Raw genomic sequence first — 16,959 nt, 5'->3', positions numbered from 1 at the left:
TTGCTCGGAATAACTCCACTTGCTACTATTTGGTGGAGACGTTAAAACACAGTTCCGGTTGGTAGTCCGGGCGCATGATGGAGCGAACACAAATAGCGGTTTGCGTCGTACTACGTGCAGCGCAGTCCGTATTCGGCCGCCTCTCAACTTCGTCATGTCAGTAACCTTCCCCCTCGGGATGTCCGTCGTCTCGATTGTTCAAGAGGGGGTTATGCAATGAAGTTAACCGTAATGTTTGACGGTCAGTATTGGATCGGAATTGTTGAGGAGCAGAACAAAGGCAAGCTGAGGGCGGCTAGGCATGTATTTGGATCTGAACCACAGGACGAGGAAGTGCTGCTGTTCATTGAACGGGAGCTGCTCCTGCTCGTAAGCAGGCTCACGCAAGAGGTAGATGTACGCAAGCCGACCGCCACCAAAGTGAATCCGAAGCGTCTGGCTCGACAGGTGGCCAGCGAGGTAAGGAGCCGCGGTGTATCATCGTACGCACAGGAAGCGTTGAAGCTGGAGTATGAGAAACGGAAACGGGAGAAGCAGGCGTACTCGAAACAGCAGCGCGAAGCTGACGAATCTCGCAAATGGGCGCTCAAGAAGCACAAAGCGAAGGAGAAGCATCGCGGTCATTGATACTTGCTGACGGAATGTGTGCTGTGCATGATAGAAACTTTGGCTCTGCATACCTGCAGCTGCGCAGCTGTACGCAACCACAAAGAAGGCACCGCGCTCGCGCGGTGCCTTCTTCCTTATATCTATTAACGAAGGTTCGGAATTTCGACCTCTGGGTTCGTATCTGCCTCGTAGTCGACGCCATCCGTCTCGAAGCCGAACAGCTGGAAGAACTCGCGGTGATAACCTTTCAGATCGGACAGATCGTATACGTTCTCCGTCGTCAGATCAGCCCACAGCTGAGCCACTTCAGCTTGTACATCTTCACGCATTTCCCAGTCGTCCAGGCGAATGCGGCCTTGCGCGTCAACTGGCGCTTCTGCGCCATTGTACAGACGGTCGCTGAACAGGCGGTACATTTGCTCGATGCAGCCCTCGTGGATGCCTTTTTCCTTCATTACTTTGTACAGAGCGGAAATGTACAGCGGCACTACTGGAATAGCCGAGCTCGATTGCGTAACGAGTGCTTTGTTAACGGAGATGAACGAACGTCCTCCCGTTTCTTTGAGCTTCGCATCCAGACGTTTCGACGTTGCGTCGAGATCGTCTTTCGCTGCGCCGATCGTACCTTCTTTGTAAACGGCATGCGTAATTTCTGGTCCGAGGTAGGAGTAAGCGATCGTCGTAGCGCCGTCAGCCAGCACGCCAGCCTTCTGGAGCTCTTCGATCCACATTTCCCAGTCTTCGCCGCCCATTACGGCGATCGTCTGACGTCGCTCATCTTCCGTAGCTGGCTCGATCGTTGCGATCGAAACTTCACCGTTGTGGAAGTTAACCGTTTTGTTCGAATACGTCTCGCCAAGCGGTTTGATAACCGATGCGAACGACTCTCCCGTCTTCGGATGTGTACGGCGCGGGGATGCAACGCTGTATACAACGAGATCAATCTGGCCAAGCTCCGTGCGGATCAAGTCGATCGTTTTTTCTTTGATCTCGTCGGAGAATGCGTCGCCGACGATGCTGAACGATTTGCGTCCAGCTGCAGCAGCAGCCTCTTCGAAAGCCGCCGAGTTGTACCAGCCAGCTGTAGCTGTACGAGCGCCTTCTGCCCCTTTGTCAAAATAAACGCCGACTGTATTCGCGTTCGCGCCAAACGATGCGACGATGCGCGATGCAAGGCCGTAGCCCGTCGATGCACCAACGACGAGCACGTTGCGAGGGCCGCTGATAGCAGGCTTCGACGTCACGTAGTCGATCTGGCGTTGAACTTGTCCAGCGCAGCCTTGCGGGTGCGCAGTCGTGCAAATAAATCCACGGGATTTCGGTTGAATAATCATATATTCGTTCCTTTCTGTATGCAGCCTAATTTAAGTTCTAAAATTTGCTTTCATAGCATCTCCTTCCTATTTTATATGAAAACCGCCTCTAAGCGAAAGTGTACAGCCCAAAAATGTTCAAATCCTTGCATGTCCATGCGCAGAGGCCGCGACATAAGCGAGGGATCATACATACAATGAACTGGTTGTCTGAGGAAACATATGTTTACGAAGCAAGCAATTTGCTTGCAGGGAGTAGGGTCTACGAAGAAAGCAAATTGCTTCCAGGAGGGAGATGAGTCGGCATGCAGCCAAGACGCGCAGGCAATGCACAGGGGATCGATGTCTCTCATTATCAGGGGAATATCGACTGGGCGAAGGTGAAAGCAGACGGCATTTCTTTTGCTTTTCTGAAAGCAAGTCAAGGTCAAACGTTCCGTGATTCCATGTTCGTAACGAACGCAGCAGGAGCGCGCAAAGCTGGCGTGCTTGTTGGCGCCTATCACTTCATTGATGCGGCATCGACGGATGCAGCCAAGAAGGAGGCCGCTAACTTCGCCGCAGCCATCGCGGACGCAGGTGGTATTGAAGCATTCCAGTTGCCGCCGGTAATGGACTACGAAGAGGTTCAGGATGGTATGAATGCTTCGAATGTTCATGCCGTAGCGATGGCCTTCTTAACAGAGATCGAACGACTGACAGGCGTTCGTCCGATGATCTACACGTATATCGGATTTGCTTCTAATTTTGACGCATCGTTTAGTGCCTATGAGGTGTGGATGGCAAGATACTCCACTTCACCGCCAGCTGATACAGCGGCATGGAAACGGTGGACGTTTCTTCAGTATAGCGATGGTACGGTTGGCGATGTTCGAACAGGCGGCGGCAGGAAGGTTGCCGGCATTAACGGACCGGTTGATTTGAATGAGTATGATGGAACGTTAGAGGAGCTTAAACACGCTTATCGCCATGACAGCAGAGACGGTGGAAATGACAATGGCGGCAGTGGCGATGGAGGGGGAGATGAAATGACAGACGCAGAGAAGCAGCAAATGGCGGATTTGGCGAATCGGGTAGCGGCCTTGGAGAAACTCGTGAACATGTCGGGCAATCAGACGCCGCCGGCTTGGGCGAATGATGCGATTGCAGCGGCTAAGAAATCGGGGTATATCACGACTTCAAATGACAAAGGGCATGCGGAATTGGTTATGATTCAAATGCTGTATAATGCGGGATTGTGCAACGAGGATCTAGTCGCTTTCTTCCGAAGCTTCAGCGCCGAGACGAAGGCAGCAATCGATGCGCTTGTGAACGGTAAGGGGAACGCATAAGCATTATTGTGACTATCATTTTATACGAAAATCATGGCGGACCTGTACGATTCAAAGTCAGGTTCGCCTTGTGGCAAACCTATTACTGTTCAACTGGACACAGCCGTTCATCTAAGACGATAACGCCGCTTAATTTCCCTTCGTTCGTTACGACAACATAACGCTGCTTCGGCCGCATCGGCAGACGAATCAACTGCTCTTTGATCTGTGTAAGCGTACACTGTACATCTACAATAACAGGCTCATTCATTAGGCGGGTAATCGGCATGTTGTTCATGGTTAGCCAATCGCCGCTCGTAAGCTGCAGGAAGAACCGATCACGCATGATGAGGCCAATCGGACGCTCCTTAGCATCGCAAACAACAGCGCAGGGAGAAGCGGAGTAGCTGTTCAGTAATTGAGTTGTTTGCTTACAATTCCAATGAGCATTCAGACGCGGCACTGGACGAGCCAATTCGCCAGCGTACATAGGGGCACCGTGTGTTCCATCGTAAGTCGAACGGAAAGCAGGACGTTGTGGAAACTTGGGTTCGTATGACTTTATCATTGTCAGTCATCCTTTGCTCATGGAGTACGCCGCACCGCATGCAAATTTGAAGCGGACGGTGTCTGGTTAAGATCAGCATATATCTTTCGTATTAAATCCGATGCCGATTCACGTAAAACGAATGTAAAGGGCGAGAATAACTCTCTAAATTTCGTCGATTCCATAATGAAAATAATCCGATAAGTATGCTATTATTAAGGACGAGTCTGTGTATGATCACAATAGAATATACGATAGACGAAGGAGCGAAAGTGAATCATGGCAAAAGTACTTGTGTTCGGCCATAAAAATCCAGATACGGATACGATCTGCTCGGCAATCGCATACGCGGAGCTGAAGAAGCAAATCGGTGTTGACGCAGAGGCAATCCGCCTTGGCGAAGTAAACGGTGAAACGCAATACGCGCTTAACTATTTCGGCATCGAAGCACCGCGCCTAGTTGAAGCGGTAGCAGCAGAAGCGAAAGAAGTTATTCTCGTTGACCATAACGAGCGCCAACAAAGCGCTAACGACATCGCGGACGTTCGCGTTCTCGAAGTTATCGACCACCACCGTATCGCAAACTTCGAAACGAGCGATCCGCTTTACTATCGCGCTGAGTCAGTAGGCTGCACGGCGACGATCCTGAACAAAATTTATAAAGAAAAAGGCATTCAAATCAGCAAAGAAATCGCAGGCCTGATGCTTTCCGCTATCATCTCCGATTCCCTGCTGTTCAAATCGCCGACTTGCACGCAAGAAGACGTAGACGCAGCTCGCGAGCTCGCAGCAATCGCTGGCGTAGACGCTGACGTTTATGGCCTTGCAATGCTCAAAGCCGGCGCTGACCTGAGCGACAAAACGGTAGCGCAGCTGATCTCCATCGACTCCAAAGAGTTCACGATGGGCAGCGCGAAAGTTGAAATCGCACAAGTTAACGCGGTAGACACGAACGATGTTCTGTCCCGTCAGGCTGAAGTTGAAGCTGGTCTGAACGCGATCATCGAAGAGAAAGGTCTTGATCTCTTCCTGTTCGTTGTAACGGACATTCTGACGAACGACTCCGTAGCGATCGCACTCGGCCGTTCCGCTAACATCGTTGAACAAGCTTACAACGTAACGCTGTCGAACAACACGGCAGTACTGAAAGGCGTTGTATCGCGTAAGAAACAAATCGTGCCTATCCTCACGGATACGTTCAACAAGTAATAAACTGCTGCACAGCAGCTGACCCAAAGCCCATGCCGTACATATACGGCATGGGCTTTTTTGTATTGCCGCCACATTCTAAGTTGGCCAACTGGCACTTATGCTTGCTTGTTATTTTCTGTTGTTTGTTATCGTTTTCCGTTATAATGATCGGTAGCTAATGAGAAGCAACGAATTGTCAGGAGGAATGAGCCATGTTCGCAGCCCATCGTCGGGAACAGATATTGCAACTGCTGCAGCAGCATAAACAAGTCATTGTAAAGGAGTTAGCGCGTCAGTTGAATGTATCGGAAGGGACGCTTCGGACCGATTTACGCCAGTTGGAAGAAGAGGGGCTGCTGGAGAGGACGCATGGCGGAGCCGTTCCTGTTCGCTCGAAGAAGCCAGCTTCGGCCGTGCAGGATATGCGGGTCACATCCCGCAGTGAGTTGAACGCCGAGCTCAAACAGGCAATTGGCCGGAAGGCGGCAGAACTCGTTCATCAAGGCCAATGCATTCTGCTCGATGCAAGCTCGACCGTGCTGGAGTTGGCTAAGTCGCTCGTCGATTGTGATTATTTGACGGTCGTGACGAATGGGGTGGAGGCCGCGCTAACACTTAATCGTAATCCGCGCATCAACGTGATTCTGATTGGAGGCGTGCTGCGTCCAGGCTCTGGTTCTGTAGAGGGTGTATTAGGCCGCACCATTCTCGAAGAGATTCATGCCGATCTGTTCTTCACCTCATCGCTGGGCTTCACGATTGAAGAAGGGATGACGGACTTTAGCCTATATGAAGCTGAGCTTAAAAAGCTGATGGCAGTAAATGCGTCGCGTATTGTTGCGATGCTTGATCATACGAAGCTTGGCCGCCGCTCGATCGCAACAAGCGTGCAGACACGCGCGGTTCATTCGCTGATTACGGATGAAGGCGCAGATCCAAATTTCATACGGCGCATTACGGGAATTGAAGTGCATATTGCAAATACAGCGGATTATCGTCATTTGATGGAATAATGATTGTCAATTAACGATATTAGTCGGATTAAACGTTGGTATTCGTCTGTCGAACGAAGAACGGATGAAAACGCCAATAAAAGTAAACAATCGTTGACATTCGAATGGTACGGGAAGGACAATAGAGTGTAAGGGCCGCTATTTAACAGCGGCTGTATTAATGGGTATAAGTGTTCGTCTTGCACGTACACTTTTCTATCAGACTCTACAACTCTCTATGAGTTCAAGGGGCAAGCCTCTATTGCAGGACGTAAAGGATGTGCATCGATGATTGCGACGGCATTGGACGGATTCGTAATCGATTTAGACGGTACGGTGTTTCGGGGAGACCAGATTATCGAAGGCGCCCCGGAAGCGATTGCTGCGCTTCGTGAAGCGGGCAAGCGGCTCGTCTTCCTCAGTAATCGCGGCAATATCTCGCGAGCAATGTGCCAAGAACGGCTTAGTCGATATGGCATAACGGCATCGCTGGAAGAGATCGTGTTGTCCTCAACGGTGACGGCCCGTTATTTGTGCAAGCAAGCGCCTGACTGCCGAGTATGGACGCTGGGCGATCCTGGTTTGCGCGAAGAATTAGAATCGTTCGATATTGTGCATGCTGAGCAGCCAGAAGATGCGGATTGGCTCGTCATTACACTCCATGAGACGTTGACATACCAGGATTTGAACGATGCTTTCCGCGCTGTACGTCATGGCGCACGTATTATTGCTACGAATGCGGATCGATCTTTCCCCGGCATTACAGGAGCTCAGATTGATGTGGCCGGCATGATCGGTGCAATCACTGCATCGACGGGAGCGGAGGTTGAGCTCGTCGTTGGTAAGCCGTCGTCATTGATGGCGGAAGCAGCGATGTCAGCGCTGGGGCTGTCTGCCGATCAATGCCTCGTCATTGGAGACAGCATGGAATCGGATATTGGGCTCGGCAAGCGTGCTGGCATGAAGACCGCACTTGTTCTGACGGGTTCGACGGTACAGGCGCCTGCAGGGTTGTGGCCGGCGCGGCCGGATTGGGTATGGCCATCCATAGCGGAATTGGCCAGCATTGCAAGGGATAAAGGAGAGGGAACGGTATGAGTCGAGTGTTGAACAATTTGAAGGAAGCAGCGCCGTGGCTGGAAGATGCTGCGCTGAGTGCCATTGCAATCGATCCGATTGTAATAGAATCGGGCGCGCTTAGACGGGTAGCGCCATATTTGTTTGACCGCGGGTATAAGCGTGTGTTGATTGCAGCTGACTATAACACGCATGCGGCAGCAGGTACACAGCTGTGGCCTCGAATTGCCGACGCTGGCATATCGGTTCAGACAACGCTGATTAAGCCGGATGCTCAAGGCGATGTTATTGCAGACGAGGCGTCACTCGTCCAATTGATGATGGAAATTCGTCAGACCCGCGCTGAAGTTGTCATAGCGGTCGGCTCGGGAACGATTCACGATATTTCGCGTTATTCGGCCTACTTGACGGGTATCCCGTTTATTTCGGTACCAACAGCGCCATCTGTCGATGGTTTCAACTCCAAAGGTGCGCCGCTTATTATTCGTGGCGAGAAGAAGACGTTCGCAGCCATTGCGCCTGATGCGATTTTCGCTGATTTGGATGTGTTGTGCGAAGCGCCGGCAGCGATGGCGGCAGCGGGCTTCGGCGATATGCTGGGCAAATATACGTCGCTGTTCGACTGGACGTATGGCACTATTACTAACGATGAGCCTTATGATAAAGCGGTCGCTGCAATTACAGCGCAAGCGCTGCGCAAATGCATTGATCATGCGGAGTCGATTGGCCGCCGAGAGCAGGCAGGCATTCGTGCGCTGACGGAAGCGCTCATCGAATCCGGTCTGGCTATGCTGTTGTTCGGACAATCGCACCCTGCCTCAGGAGCGGAGCATCATTTGTCCCATTATTGGGAAATGGAGTTTCTGCGAATCGGACGCCGTGCTCTGCTGCATGGCGCTAAGGTTGGAGTTGCTTGCGCCACTATTTCTGAGCATTACCGCCGCGTGACGGCAGAACATCCAGAGTTGCTTTCTGCTGATGCACGGCTTGAACAAGCGCTTGCAGCAGTTCCAACGGCTGATGAACTGAAACGACTGCTCGCAATTGTAGGTGGTCCTACATCGCCGCAAGAGCTTGGCATTGATGAAGAGCTGCTGCAGCGCAGTCTGCAAGAAGCGCATTTGATTCGCGCGAACCGTTCTACGCTGCTGCGTGCTAATAATCAAGCGCCTTCGGCCATTGCAATCGGATAAACAAAGCAATCATAGATTGATATACATAGAAGGCCTCGAACGTTCATGCTGACGCATGTGCCGTTCGAGGCCTTCTTCTTGTCGTGTCTTCCGATCAACCTGTTATTACTTGTTGAGCATATGGAATACTTGCTCCACGTCCTTATCGCCGCGGCCGGACAGGTTGACGATAATGATGCTGTCCTTGCTCATCGTTGGCGCAAGCTTCTTCGCATGGGCAACAGCATGCGCGCTTTCGAGCGCAGGGATGATGCCTTCTGTGCGGGACAGCTCTTGGAATGCGGCAAGCACTTCTTCATTCGTCACCGTAACATATTGTGCACGGCCGATTTCTTGCAGATAGCTGTGTTCCGGTCCGATGCCTGGGTAGTCGAGACCTGCAGCGATCGAATACGTTGGTTTCGGATTGCCCTCTTCATCGAGCAGTACGAGGCATTTGAAGCCATGGATAACAGCAGGCACGCCCTGTGTCATCGTCGGAGCCTGATCCGGCTCAACACCAATCAGCTTAACCGATGGCTCATCGATATAGTGAGCGAAGGAACCGATCGCATTGCTGCCGCCGCCAGCGCATGCGATAACCGCATCGGGCAGACGTCCTTCTTTCTCTACGATCTGACGCTTCGACTCTTCGCTGATGATCGATTGGAAATGCTTGACCATCGATGGATATGGGTGTGGTCCTACTGCCGAGCCGAGCAGATAGAACGTCGTTTTGTAGTTCGTAACGAGATCGTTAAGCGCTTCGTCGACAGCGTCTTTCAGACGGCCTTGGCCTTTGTCGACAGCGACGACTTTTGCACCGAGCAGCTCCATCCGGAATACGTTGAGCGCTTGGCGGCGAGTGTCCTCAGCGCCCATGTAGACGATACACTCCATGCCGAACATTGCGCAGGCAGTTGCTGTCGCTACGCCGTGTTGTCCAGCGCCGGTTTCAGCGATGACGCGCTTCGCGCCCATGCGCTTCGCTAGCAGGATTTGTCCGACTACGTTGTTGATTTTGTGAGAGCCAGTGTGGTTCAAATCTTCGCGCTTCAGGTATACTTTGGCGCCTCCCCATTGCTCGGTCAAATGCTCAGCGTATGTAAGCGGGTTTTCCCGTCCGACATACTCTTTCAAGTAATAGCGCAGTTCCTCGTTGAATGCTGGATCATTCCTGAACTTATTAAACTGCTCTGCCAAATAATCCAGTACCTCTTGCAGTTCGGGCGGCACGAAGCTTCCGCCGAATTGGCCGAAGTAGCCTACTGCCGTTTGTTGCTCTGCCGTCAATGAAACCGCCTCCAATAGATGTCTTAGTGAACGAGCAATCGCTCTCTTCTCTATCCTAACACAAAAAAAGTACAAGCAGCAGGAATAAGGAGGAAATGTACAGATGCTTTGGGCGGATGGCTCGGACAACCCTACAGTTCCATGCATATAAATAATATATATTCCCGATGCTGTGTCGACTGCTGGCAAGTATAAGTGCGTGTTCATGGGTTTCGGACTTTGTGAACAACCTCTACAAGCGTCAGATGCACGCATTCATGAAGGAGGGGGGGGATATGCCGCTTGCCTGGCTTTGCTCGATGGCAGCAGTAGTTGGTACTACATTCACTTATGCGTTTGGCGCTTGGCCGCAATCACTCACGGTGCTGCTCGTCGCGATGGGTGTCGATTACCTAACCGGTGTCGCCGCCGCGATGAAGGAGAAGAAAGGACTAAACAGCCATATTGGTTCGTGGGGTCTTACTCGTAAAGGGCTGACACTGCTGATTGTGCTTCTCGCGCATCAAATAGATTTGCTTCTCCATCTTGATGGAGTTACGATGTCCGGCGCCATTTATTTCTATCTAGCCAACGAGCTCATTTCCATTACAGAAAACTATGGAAGGATTGGACTTCCGCTTCCCGATAGCCTAAGGCAGATTATTGAGGTGCTCAAGGATAAAGGGAACAAAAGCAGCGATAAAGAAAAGGAAGAGGGAAATTCATCAGGCCATACTGAAGAAGGCGATCATTCAAATAACGACAATTCCAAATAAATAAAAGGGAAACGAAGTCCGCTTGCATAAGCGGGCTATTTGTCGTTATAATAAGAACAGGTGTTCTTGTTTCTGTGAAAGGGGTTGCCAATCAATGGCGGTAACGAAAGACGAGATACTTGCGCCTGCAGCCCGGCGGTCAGCGCCTCCGCCTATACAGAGTGAGGCGGAGCAGGGGATGGTGAAGCAGTACATGCTGCTCGGCATTGTCATGCGCATATTGGATCATGATATACGTATTGTCTCCCACTCTGGCATGAAGCTGCCTAGGTTATACGAATCCATGCTGCGTGCTGTTCAGGATCGTGTGCTGCTCGATTTGGCGGCGCTGCGTAGGGAGTTCCGAGATGCCGGCATCAAGGTATATGAGGAAAGCCAGCAGAAGGATGGCATAGTCGCTAAATATGTATGCCGCGGTTACCATCATCAATTTGCTATGGTGTGGGGATTCGTCAAGGCGGAATCGGAGCGGCTGATGAAAACGTATTTACGCGCTTGAATCGTTCATACATTTGTCACATTCGGTAGAAAAAAGTTTGTCCTCCAAGGCGTTAATGGTTGAGAAGATTGGACGAAGTTGGGTATTATAAGGAGTAGACTAATGCCTGCAAGGGGGAGCACAGATTTATGCACAAGTGGATTATGTTCGTCGTGTTTTCAGCGGCAGCCTTATTGAGTGTTTACCTGCTCACGTACGGTCTTCCCGAGAAACCGAAGGATGAGACGGCGGGACTGCCGGAAGGCATGCAATTACTGAAGGTTGAAGCGTCGCAGGACTTCGTATTCGACCAGAAAGAATATCATGTCAAAGCCGGTCAACCGGTTCGACTGATCTTGAAGAACAAGAGCGGTCTCCACGGCCTCGCAATTAAAGACTTCAACATCGACCTGAATGGCTCGACGCTGACGCAGGACGTGACGTTCGACAAGCCGGGTACGTATGAAATGCACTGTTCTGTTATGTGCGGTACTGGTCATGCGGACATGAAATCGGTATTGATTGTAGAATAAGAGCAAAAGGAGCCGACCTCGGCTCCTTTTCCTTGTTAAATGAAGTTTCCACTATCTTTGACCGCTGTAGCGTGCGCGCTGACGGCTGATGATGGAGTCCGCAATAAAACCAAGCGCTGCCCAGGTGAGTACTGTTAATATGTACATAGGCAGGACGGCGACATTATGAATGTCGCCAAGCAACTCCGCGATCCATACAGGGACGCTCAGCATGAAGAAGATAAAGTTGTGCGGGTCATAACCTGTTGCGTTGAACAGACAAACGGCCAACCCGATAAGGGTGGCTGCTATTGTAACGGAGTAGCGCATCGTCTAAACGATCCCCTTTGTACGTCAATTTGTAGTAACATTATTATGTGAAGAGAGCGGCTTCTTTAACCTGCCGATAAACACGATCGACCATCTTGAAGCGACATCAGATCCCTGGTTCTCGACAGACTCCGCTTAGGCGGTTCTAACTATATACTAATGAGGTGGATACGAATGATTACACACATCGTCATGTTCAAGTTGAAAGACCGGAGCGCAGAAAGCATTGAGCGCACAGCTCAAGTGCTGCGCGATATGGAAGGCAAGATTGATGAACTGAAGCATCTGGAAGTCGGCATTGACGTCCTGCACTCGGAGCGTTCGTACGACATCGCGCTCGTCACGAAGTTCGAATCGATGGAGGCGCTTGAGGCTTATCAAGTGCATCCTGTTCATAAGAAAGTAATCGAGCATATGTCACAGGTGCGCGATGCATCTGTCAGCGCCGATTACGTAAGCTAAGGAGCAGCGACACATGGGAGACGTATTCGAGCTGATGACTTATCTCATTATTGTGATAGTCAGCAGCATTATTATGGTCGCATGGCTGAAGCGTCGGGGACGCAAGTCAGGTTCTGATCACAACGCAGAGTAAGCATAGCGATACGGGTTTAGAAAGGAGCGCCAGCCGACTATGTATTATGTGAATGTCGAGCAGATTCAACAAAGGTTGCAAGCTATTCCTGCTATATCCGAGACACTGACGGACTTAGCAGCACGCTGGAGCGGCTCGCAGCTGGAAGGAATGGCTCAGGAGAGAGCGCTTCATCTTGCGATTGAGACGGTGACAGATGTAGGAAGCTTTCTGATTGACGGATTTATTATGCGAGATGCAAGCAGCTACGAGGACTTGGTCGATATTATCGTGGAGGAGAACGTGCTGCCGAGTGAGCTCGTTGCGCCGCTGACGGCGCTTGTGAAGCTTCGTAAGCCGCTCGTTCAGTACTACTACGAATGGCCGCGCACCGAGCTGCATGAGCTTTCGCCAGTGCTGCCAGCAGTGCTTGCGCAGTTTAAGACGGCAGTTGAACGTTATTTGGCACAAGAACAGCAGCTTTAAGTGCGAGTTCAAAATTCGTGATCACAAGCGGACTTTTTGAACAACCTCTTTAATGGTATAATGGTGTGACTTAAGGCGGAGGGCGGCGGATCGGATGGACCAAATGAACTCTACAGATGATAAGGAAAATCCATCGCTGCGAAGCGTTCAGTCGACCAGACGGACCGTATTAGAGCTGCTGAAGACGAGAGGCGTACAGAGCGCAGGTGAACTGGCGGGCAGCCTAGGCTTAACGGAGATGGCTATTCGTAGACATCTATATGCGCTGGAGAGTGACGGTTTCATCCATCAGACATCCGTCAAACGCGGTGCGGGCAGACCTAAGCATATGTACGCTCTTACGGAAGAGTCGGAAAGTTTGTTCCCTAAGAACTATCACGGTTTAACGCTCGAGATCTTGGACGAGCTGTCGGCTGATAATGAAACGGCACCGCTCGTCGATAAGCTGTTTCAGAGCCGCAAGCGCAAGCTTATTGCGCGTTATTCGCCGCGGATGGCAGGCAAGTCACTCGACGGTCGGGTCAAAGAACTGGCTGCAATACAGCATGCAGGCGGCTATATGGTGGAGGTCGAGCAGCTGCCGACTGGCAACTATCGGCTGCATGAGTTCAATTGCCCGATCGCGCAAGTTGCGAAGCCTTATCAGCAGGCATGCGCTTGCGAGCTGCAACTGTTCGCAGAGCTTCTGCAAGCAAAGGTGGAGCGCACGGAGTGCCTTGCGAAGGGTGGCGTCAAGTGCACCTACGCGATTCAGGCCAATGCTGATGATACACAGCCATAAACCTAAATATCACATGCAGCTATATAAGAACATCGTACGAAACCGAAAGGTCGTGCGATGTTCTTTTTTTATGCTCGTTCGCTGTGTCGAGTCAAGCCCAGACTGATTATACTGTCATTACAAATTAGGCATTCGTCTATCCCACCGGAGAGGCGAAGCGGGAAAGGAGCAACTAAGGTCATGATCACGGTATTGTGCGAGGTTGCAGCGACAGTTGTATTCGTCATTTTGACGATTGGCCTGTTAATCGGACTGCGTGTTCTCATCATTCGGCTGCGTCAAATGCAGCAGGCTGGCGAACGGCTGGAGCAGGAAATGCACTTGCTGATGCGCAAGCTGCAAGGAACGACGGAGCGGGCTGAAATCGCGTTAGACTTGGTAAGCACGCAGCTCAAAGCGGTAAATGGGTTATTCCAGGCGGCATCTGTGCTTGGTGAATCGGTGGAGAATGCCTCTGCTGCTGTGAATGCCATGACGGCTGCTATGGCGAATAAGGCGCGGCAGCAGGCGGAGCGGATCGAGAATAAGCGTATGAAAGGGCTCGACGAAGCGCTTGATTGGGCTGAGGTCGGAATGACGGCATGGCAGCTGTGGCAATCCGTACGTGACAAAGTTGTTAAGAAACCTGCATGCTCTGGTGAGGACGATGGGCACGCTAACAACGGAGGGAGCGATTTATAATGGCAAAATCGACGAATAGCAAAGGATTTCTGCTGGGTGCACTGACGGGGGCTGTCGTAGGTTCCATTACAGCGCTGCTGTTTGCGCCGAAAGCTGGCAAGGAGCTGCGCCATGATATTGCTGAAGGCGCGCAGAAGGTCGGAGATACGACGGCACGTCTGGCGCATCAAGTAGGCGAGACTACAGGCCGGTTGGCGAAACAAGTGGGCGGCGGTGCATCCGAAGTGGCTGACCGTGCGAAAAATGCTGCGTCGGCAGTCGTATCGAGCGTAAAATCGTGGCGTGGCGCTGGTTCGAAGGTAGAGGCTGAACTGGAAGCGGCGATTGTCAGCTCTATAACTGCAGGTATCGCAAACGCGAATGAGGATGCGGTGGAGAACGCGCTTGATGAGCTGGAGACTAGCACGGAGCAGGTTGAATTCCAAGCTGTAGACGAGAAGCCGCTTCAAACGATTGGCTAATCGACACAAAAAGAATGAGCTTCGCTCGGCTAAAGGCGACCGCCCGATGGATGCGGTCGCCTTTGTGCTGCATATGCTGTAATACACACATATTGAGACAGGTACATTTCGATGTGGGCATTCATATGCTAATGCAATCTGTACAATTGCTCAAAAAGAAAGCGGTGTGGATGTGCAGCAGCCGATTGCGATACTAGATTCTGGCGTTGGCGGACTTACCGTTGCCAAAGAAATTATGCGACAGCTCCCGCATGAGAAAATTGTTTATTTCGGCGATACCGCCCGCACGCCATACGGAACACGAGCGGCAGATGAGGTTGTACAATTTACGCGAGAAATCGTAGAATATTTGGCCCAGTATGATCCCAAAATGATTGTCATTGCATGCAACACGGCGACAGCATTTGCTCTTGAGGACATTAAGAAGCATGTAAACGTCCCAGTAGTCGGTGTAATCCACCCTGGTGCCAGAGCGGCGATCGGCAGAACGAATACAGGAATCATTGGTGTTATCGGTACAGACGGAACCATAAAGAGCGGTGCTTACGAGCTTGCGCTGAAACAGCTGAATCCGCATATCCATGTTATTAGCAAAGCATGCCCAACGTTCGTTCCGCTTGTTGAACGTGGCAATTTTCGTTCAGATGAAACGTTTGATACAGTGAGTGCTGCGCTTGGCAGTCTGCGGGACTACCCGATGGATTGCATGATTCTCGGCTGTACCCACTATCCGTTTCTCGCAGAAACGATAGGTGAAGTAATGGGGCCGGAGGTGGTGCTCATTAGCTCAGCGGAAGAAACAGCGCGTGAAATAAGCACGATTCTATATGAGCAGGATAAGCGCGCGAACATTGAAACGACGCCGATCCACCAATTTTTTTGCAGCGGACAGCCCGCAATGTTCCGAGTGATTGCCAAGCAATGGCTAGGTAAACAGATTGAGCTGACACCGGTAGTGTGGCAAGTTTCGCAGATGGGCTGATGATTTCAACGATAAGCCTAGGCAAGGTATATAGGCAATGCATGCAGCTGCGGGCATGAGTGGTCATGCAAGCGAATATCATGTATGGATGAGCATCGCAGATTAGGATCATGAACGATATATCGTGATCGATCCAGTTAAAGGGAGGAAGATCCCGTGCTATCCTATACGGTTCGTCCGGGCGATACGCTGCTGCGTGTCGCTCGACATTTTGGAGTGTCCGCTGCTTCGCTGCTTGCCTGCAACCCGCGTATTTGTGAGAATGAGCCGATTCCGCCTGGCGTTGTGCTGCGTGTGCCGCCAACCTCTGACGTATGGTACGCGATTCAAGAGGGAGATACGCTGGACCGGCTGTCGAGCTTATTCGGTATTGCTTCTTCTGCTATCGAGGCTGCCAATCGCAGCTTAGGCGCAGCTAGTCAGTGGTCAGCAGGTACGCTTCTGCGCATTCCAGCAGGGCCGCCTAATCGCATCGTCGACGCCAGGGCCGAATACGGCCCTGAAGAGCTGCAGCGGGACTGCAGCTTATTAGCGCGTCGATATGAATCCGTCGAGACGTCGGTTATCGGACACAGCGTCATGGGAAGACCGATCACTGCGCTTAAGCTTGGCAGCGGTCCGTATGCAATTCATGCTAATGGCGCATTTCATGCGAATGAATGGATCACAAGCGCGCTGCTCATGACCTTCGCAGAGGATGCTGCGCAGGCGTATGAATCCGGTACATCTTGGCGGAATGCCAACATTCGGCAGCTATTAAGTGAAGTGTCGCTATGGCTTGTCCCGATGGTCAATCCGGATGGTGCAGCGCTCGTTCAGGAGGGGCTCAATCCCGGTCATCCGATGTATGAAGAACTGCTCGAGATGAATCGGGGTTCGCATCGATTCAGCCGCTGGAAGGCGAATATTCGCGGTGTGGACTTGAATGATCAGTTCCCGGCATTCTGGGAAGAAGAGTGCAATAGACGCGGTACACCTGGTCCAGGGCCACGTGATTATCCGGGTCCACGACCGTTAAGCGAGCCGGAAGCGGCAGCGATGGCTGCTTTTACAGAGGAACAGCAGTTCAAGCTCGTGCTGGCAGTGCATACGCAAGGGCAGGAGATCTATTGGAATTATCGGGACTATGAGCCGTTGGAATCGGAAGGACTCGCATGTCGACTTGGCTCAGTGAGCAGCTACCGGCCCATTAAGTTGACAGGCAGTGATGCAGGCTATAAAGATTGGTTCATTCAAACGTTCCGCAAGCCAGGTTTTACGATCGAAGCTGGCATTGGGGTTAATCCGCTCCCGCTGAGCCAATTCGAGGATATGTACGAGGATATCGCCAAGCTGCTGCTTGAAGCGATGACATTCCGCGTCTAATGTAGGGTCATAATGAAACCTGAAACCAATGAAGCTGCTGAACGTAATGT

At 51.4% G+C, this 16,959-nt stretch carries 20 protein-coding genes; 16 read left to right on the top strand and 4 right to left on the bottom strand.

All coding sequences use genetic code 11. The features are described from left to right. Positions 1-216: 216 nt before the first annotated feature. Entirely contained in the window at positions 217-627 is a 411-nt protein-coding gene (locus H8B09_RS12720) for a YjdF family protein (protein ID WP_191203919.1), read from the top strand. A 125-nt stretch (positions 628-752) separates the two neighbouring features. On the opposite strand, the gene fabV is transcribed toward H8B09_RS12720, so the two are convergent. Then, positions 753-1,943 (bottom strand): enoyl-ACP reductase FabV, encoded by a 1,191-nt coding sequence (gene fabV / locus H8B09_RS12715; protein ID WP_191203918.1) that lies wholly within the window; start codon positions 1,941-1,943, stop codon positions 753-755. Between the two features lie 284 nt (positions 1,944-2,227). Between fabV and H8B09_RS12710 the strand changes: the two genes are divergently transcribed. Further along, a complete protein-coding gene (locus H8B09_RS12710; RefSeq protein ID WP_191203917.1) occupies positions 2,228-3,253 on the top strand; it encodes a glycoside hydrolase family 25 protein in 1,026 nt (341 codons plus the stop codon). 82 nt (positions 3,254-3,335) lie between these two features. Here the strand turns inward: H8B09_RS12710 and H8B09_RS12705 are convergent, their stop codons facing one another. Further along, positions 3,336-3,800: a CBS domain-containing protein gene (locus H8B09_RS12705; protein ID WP_191203916.1), complete on the bottom strand. Its 465-nt coding sequence runs from the start codon at positions 3,798-3,800 to the stop codon at positions 3,336-3,338. A gap of 258 nt (positions 3,801-4,058) precedes the next feature. Here H8B09_RS12705 and H8B09_RS12700 point away from each other — a divergent pair, with 258 nt between their 5' ends. The 4 genes from H8B09_RS12700 (at position 4,059) to H8B09_RS12685 (ending at position 8,232) form a co-directional block, all read left to right on the top strand. Next, on the top strand, positions 4,059-4,988 hold the full coding sequence (locus H8B09_RS12700; RefSeq protein WP_191203915.1) for a manganese-dependent inorganic pyrophosphatase: 930 nt from the start codon (positions 4,059-4,061) through the stop codon (positions 4,986-4,988). A gap of 194 nt (positions 4,989-5,182) precedes the next feature. Continuing rightward, positions 5,183-5,983, top strand: a complete 801-nt coding sequence (locus H8B09_RS12695) for a DeoR/GlpR family DNA-binding transcription regulator (protein WP_191203914.1) — start codon at positions 5,183-5,185, stop codon at positions 5,981-5,983. 267 nt (positions 5,984-6,250) lie between these two features. Further along, positions 6,251-7,060, top strand: coding sequence for an HAD-IIA family hydrolase (locus H8B09_RS12690; protein WP_191203913.1), 810 nt, complete (start codon positions 6,251-6,253; stop codon positions 7,058-7,060). Then, positions 7,057-8,232 carry a sn-glycerol-1-phosphate dehydrogenase gene (locus H8B09_RS12685; RefSeq protein ID WP_191203912.1) on the top strand — a complete coding sequence of 392 codons (1,176 nt, stop codon included), beginning with the start codon at positions 7,057-7,059 and terminating at the stop codon, positions 8,230-8,232. The genes H8B09_RS12690 and H8B09_RS12685 overlap by 4 nt, the downstream gene beginning before the upstream one ends. 105 nt (positions 8,233-8,337) lie before the next feature. On the opposite strand, the gene trpB is transcribed toward H8B09_RS12685, so the two are convergent. Beyond that, a complete protein-coding gene (trpB, locus tag H8B09_RS12680) occupies positions 8,338-9,504 on the bottom strand; it encodes a tryptophan synthase subunit beta (RefSeq protein WP_191203911.1) in 1,167 nt (388 codons plus the stop codon). Positions 9,505-9,779: 275 nt separating this feature from the next. On the opposite strand from trpB, the gene H8B09_RS12675 reads away from it, so the two are divergent. The 3 genes from H8B09_RS12675 to H8B09_RS12665 all read left to right on the top strand — a co-directional run bounded on the left by H8B09_RS12675 (position 9,780) and on the right by H8B09_RS12665 (position 11,270). Beyond that, complete coding sequence (locus H8B09_RS12675) at positions 9,780-10,259, top strand: phage holin family protein (RefSeq protein WP_191203910.1); 480 nt, start codon at positions 9,780-9,782, stop codon at positions 10,257-10,259. Positions 10,260-10,353: 94 nt separating this feature from the next. Next, the gene (locus H8B09_RS12670) at positions 10,354-10,758 is read left to right on the top strand and encodes a YhjD family protein (protein ID WP_191203909.1); all 405 of its coding nucleotides are present in this window, start codon (positions 10,354-10,356) and stop codon (positions 10,756-10,758) included. A 128-nt stretch (positions 10,759-10,886) separates the two neighbouring features. Continuing rightward, complete coding sequence (locus tag H8B09_RS12665) at positions 10,887-11,270, top strand: cupredoxin domain-containing protein (protein ID WP_191203908.1); 384 nt, start codon at positions 10,887-10,889, stop codon at positions 11,268-11,270. 51 nt (positions 11,271-11,321) lie between these two features. On the opposite strand, the gene H8B09_RS12660 is transcribed toward H8B09_RS12665, so the two are convergent. After that, a complete protein-coding gene (locus H8B09_RS12660) occupies positions 11,322-11,579 on the bottom strand; it encodes a hypothetical protein (protein WP_191203907.1) in 258 nt (85 codons plus the stop codon). Between the two features lie 174 nt (positions 11,580-11,753). Between H8B09_RS12660 and H8B09_RS12655 the strand changes: the two genes are divergently transcribed. The 7 genes from H8B09_RS12655 (at position 11,754) to H8B09_RS12625 (ending at position 16,909) form a co-directional block, all read left to right on the top strand. Beyond that, the gene (locus H8B09_RS12655) at positions 11,754-12,041 is read left to right on the top strand and encodes a Dabb family protein (protein WP_191203906.1); all 288 of its coding nucleotides are present in this window, start codon (positions 11,754-11,756) and stop codon (positions 12,039-12,041) included. A gap of 172 nt (positions 12,042-12,213) precedes the next feature. Beyond that, on the top strand, positions 12,214-12,639 hold the full coding sequence (locus H8B09_RS12650; protein ID WP_191203905.1) for a DUF86 domain-containing protein: 426 nt from the start codon (positions 12,214-12,216) through the stop codon (positions 12,637-12,639). A gap of 103 nt (positions 12,640-12,742) precedes the next feature. Further along, entirely contained in the window at positions 12,743-13,420 is a 678-nt protein-coding gene (locus H8B09_RS12645; protein WP_191204510.1) for a helix-turn-helix transcriptional regulator, read from the top strand. 180 nt (positions 13,421-13,600) lie between these two features. After that, complete coding sequence (locus H8B09_RS12640) at positions 13,601-14,101, top strand: DUF948 domain-containing protein (RefSeq protein WP_191203904.1); 501 nt, start codon at positions 13,601-13,603, stop codon at positions 14,099-14,101. Continuing rightward, a complete protein-coding gene (locus tag H8B09_RS12635) occupies positions 14,101-14,562 on the top strand; it encodes a YtxH domain-containing protein (protein WP_191203903.1) in 462 nt (153 codons plus the stop codon). The genes H8B09_RS12640 and H8B09_RS12635 overlap by 1 nt, the downstream gene beginning before the upstream one ends. Positions 14,563-14,734: 172 nt before the next feature. Then, positions 14,735-15,544 (top strand): glutamate racemase, encoded by an 810-nt coding sequence (gene racE, locus H8B09_RS12630; RefSeq protein WP_318152604.1) that lies wholly within the window; start codon positions 14,735-14,737, stop codon positions 15,542-15,544. 156 nt (positions 15,545-15,700) lie between these two features. After that, complete coding sequence (locus H8B09_RS12625; protein ID WP_191203901.1) at positions 15,701-16,909, top strand: M14 family zinc carboxypeptidase; 1,209 nt, start codon at positions 15,701-15,703, stop codon at positions 16,907-16,909. Positions 16,910-16,959 lie beyond the last annotated feature (50 nt).

Origin of the sequence: Paenibacillus terricola (genome assembly GCF_014779765.1) — a bacterium.
In the GTDB taxonomy this organism is placed as follows: domain Bacteria; phylum Bacillota; class Bacilli; order Paenibacillales; family Paenibacillaceae; genus Paenibacillus_T; species Paenibacillus_T terricola.
Note: the sequence above shows the minus strand (reverse complement) of the source record. Positions and strands in the feature narration are given on the sequence as shown.